Origin of the sequence: Lewinella sp., from assembly GCF_050633125.1 — a bacterium.
GTDB lineage: Bacteria > Bacteroidota > Bacteroidia > Chitinophagales > Saprospiraceae > Lewinella.
Map to the genome: position 1 here is coordinate 1 of NZ_JBOEFX010000253.1, position 2,241 is coordinate 2,241.

Annotated in this window: 3 protein-coding genes; all 3 read right to left on the reverse strand. The window is 42.8% G+C overall.

Going from position 1 to position 2,241, the window contains the following annotated elements:
* Positions 1-114: 114 nt before the first annotated feature.
* On the reverse strand, positions 115-462 hold the full coding sequence (locus ACRBG0_RS28735; protein ID WP_431490260.1) for a thermonuclease family protein: 348 nt from the start codon (positions 460-462) through the stop codon (positions 115-117).
* Positions 463-468: 6 nt separating this feature from the next.
* On the reverse strand, positions 469-1,140 hold the full coding sequence (locus ACRBG0_RS28740; protein ID WP_431490261.1) for a hypothetical protein: 672 nt from the start codon (positions 1,138-1,140) through the stop codon (positions 469-471).
* An 87-nt stretch (positions 1,141-1,227) separates the two neighbouring features.
* Entirely contained in the window at positions 1,228-2,106 is an 879-nt protein-coding gene (locus ACRBG0_RS28745; RefSeq protein ID WP_431490262.1) for a hypothetical protein, read from the reverse strand.
* Positions 2,107-2,241: the final 135 nt, after the last annotated feature.

Here is a 2,241-nt window from a genome sequence, read left to right on the forward strand (position 1 = left end):
GGGTGGCGTTTTTTATTTGCTCTGTGAGGCGCGGCTGGCCTCGTGATAGGTTTATTTGGGGTGAACTAGTGTAAGAGGGTTTTAAGCGGCAAAGAGGGCGTTGATGGCGAATTCTCAGTACCAAGGTCTAGCTAACCCTTTTTGTATCAACAACTGGCCAACATCAATCAAGCCCCCATCTTGTAAGACCAAGACTCGTGCTAATACTCGCCCATACTGGTCATGCTTATCATCATCGGTTGTAATGATGACTTGACCGACTCTTAGTAAGTCGCGCAAGACTTTGGTTGCCTCTACTGCTTCTTGATGATGCTCCTCTCCAAGCTCTGGGGTGTCAATGCTTAAGATACGAACCCTTTTTTCTATAGACACCCCAAGACCTAAATCAACAAAGGCGTCGAAAGTGTCACCATCCAAGACCTTTGTTACAATGGCTCTGTAAGAACGTTTACTGATGTCCATATTATCTTAACCTCTTCGCCTTAAGCTTTTCCACTGGTTTCTGGCAATCCCGCCTAACCAAGGTTCCCAGTGAGTAACTAGATTTACAGAGCCGTCTATGTTTCCAAAAGAGGGGAATGTAGATAACAGAACATCGCCTCGGCGAACAGCACAAAAGACAAAATTTAACTCGTCCCCGGCTCCTCCTAATTTGCCTGTGTTATGGTGAATAAACCTATCACCCCATGCTTGCATGGTTTGAACAACCGCTATGGTAGGTTGCCCCTCTCGTTCGTTGCCAGCCTCGGTAAATCCTGATAAAAACTTACGGCTGCCTCTTGGTTTATCTTTTCCAGTTTGAAAAGAAACAATGCCAGTACTTCTACGAGGCAAAAGGGCACTACCGCTTGTCCCTACTACATGCTCGCCTATTGATAAGGCTATATTACGATGACCAGGGGAATTAGCGATACGACAGGTGAATCCAACAAGTCGCCAACTTTTAGACAGGTGAACGGCTAAAGTTTTCCAAGAGTCAATCATGATATTTGCGGCAGATCCGGCAGCGGTCATAAAGCCGTAATCGTTTGATACCGCAATATGAAAAACATTGACAATAGGTTGTGATACCAATTGTTGCATCGCCGCAATTTCGATTACGTATGATTGATCTGTATCAAATGCTATTTGATCAGGCATGGTTTTCTCCAAATATAGCTTTATGGATAGAAATGTAAAACCGAAAAAAATAGAACAAATGTTCTAATTAAGCCCGAATTTTATTGATTAGTTAGATTTTGTCAAGTCACTAAAATCGTGCCCAGTTGTTAAGCGTAAAATAGCATGTGCAACAGCTTTGTCACGGACTTCAGATTTAGCAAAGGCGACCGCCTTTTCGAGTGAAAGCCCGTCAGCCAATCCAGCAATAATGGATCCAGACAAAGTAATAGCATCTTTATCTAAAATTTTATTGGACATGTAAATGACTGCTGGCACCCCAGCTCTGCGCATAGCATCAGCTACCCGGTTGGTTTTGCAACTCGCAAGAATAACTAACTTAACTTGGCCAAGCACCATTAAGTCAGCCAGCTTTCTCGGCTCCGCCCACCCGTCTGAAAAAAGCAACCCTCGATCATCGCCATGACAAGCCGCATAAAAAATAGCAATCGTCCTATCAGAACGCACCATACGGCGAAACTCTTTAATCAGTTGGCTAAATGGCACATGGCCCTTAAGAGCACGATAATTCCAATGCCCGCCACTATTGATGAAATTAGAAAAATCTCTCTCTAAATCAAGAGGGGCAGCTTTAACGTTTTGTGGCCACACACCAACCACATTCATAGGGGCATTAGAAACAAAAGCACGATCTAACGACTTCCCATTCCTAACCACCTGAATTTTATCTTGATGGCCAGCGTTTAACTGGTGTAGTAGATTGGTAAGCAAATCAACCTGGGCATAAAGGCGCTTGACCTCCCTTTCTAACTCTTCTCGCTTACGGGTTTCTAGCAAAAGCGCCTCACGAAGCTTTGCAGCTTCTTGAGGTGAAAGAAACACCTGACCTTTAAGTACCCATCGACTCCAAAGGACATAAAAAAAGATGGCCAAACCCAAAACACTAAGCAGATCGAACAAGATAAACAACCAATTAATTAAGCTCATGATTTCCTCTTTTATAGAATGGCAAGAAAAACTGATTAAATAATAGCTCACAACACTTTAACCAACCAAATAAAAAAAAGTCCACCGATTTTAATAGACTTGGTAAATTAACAAAAATTAGCCAATTGTGCTAAT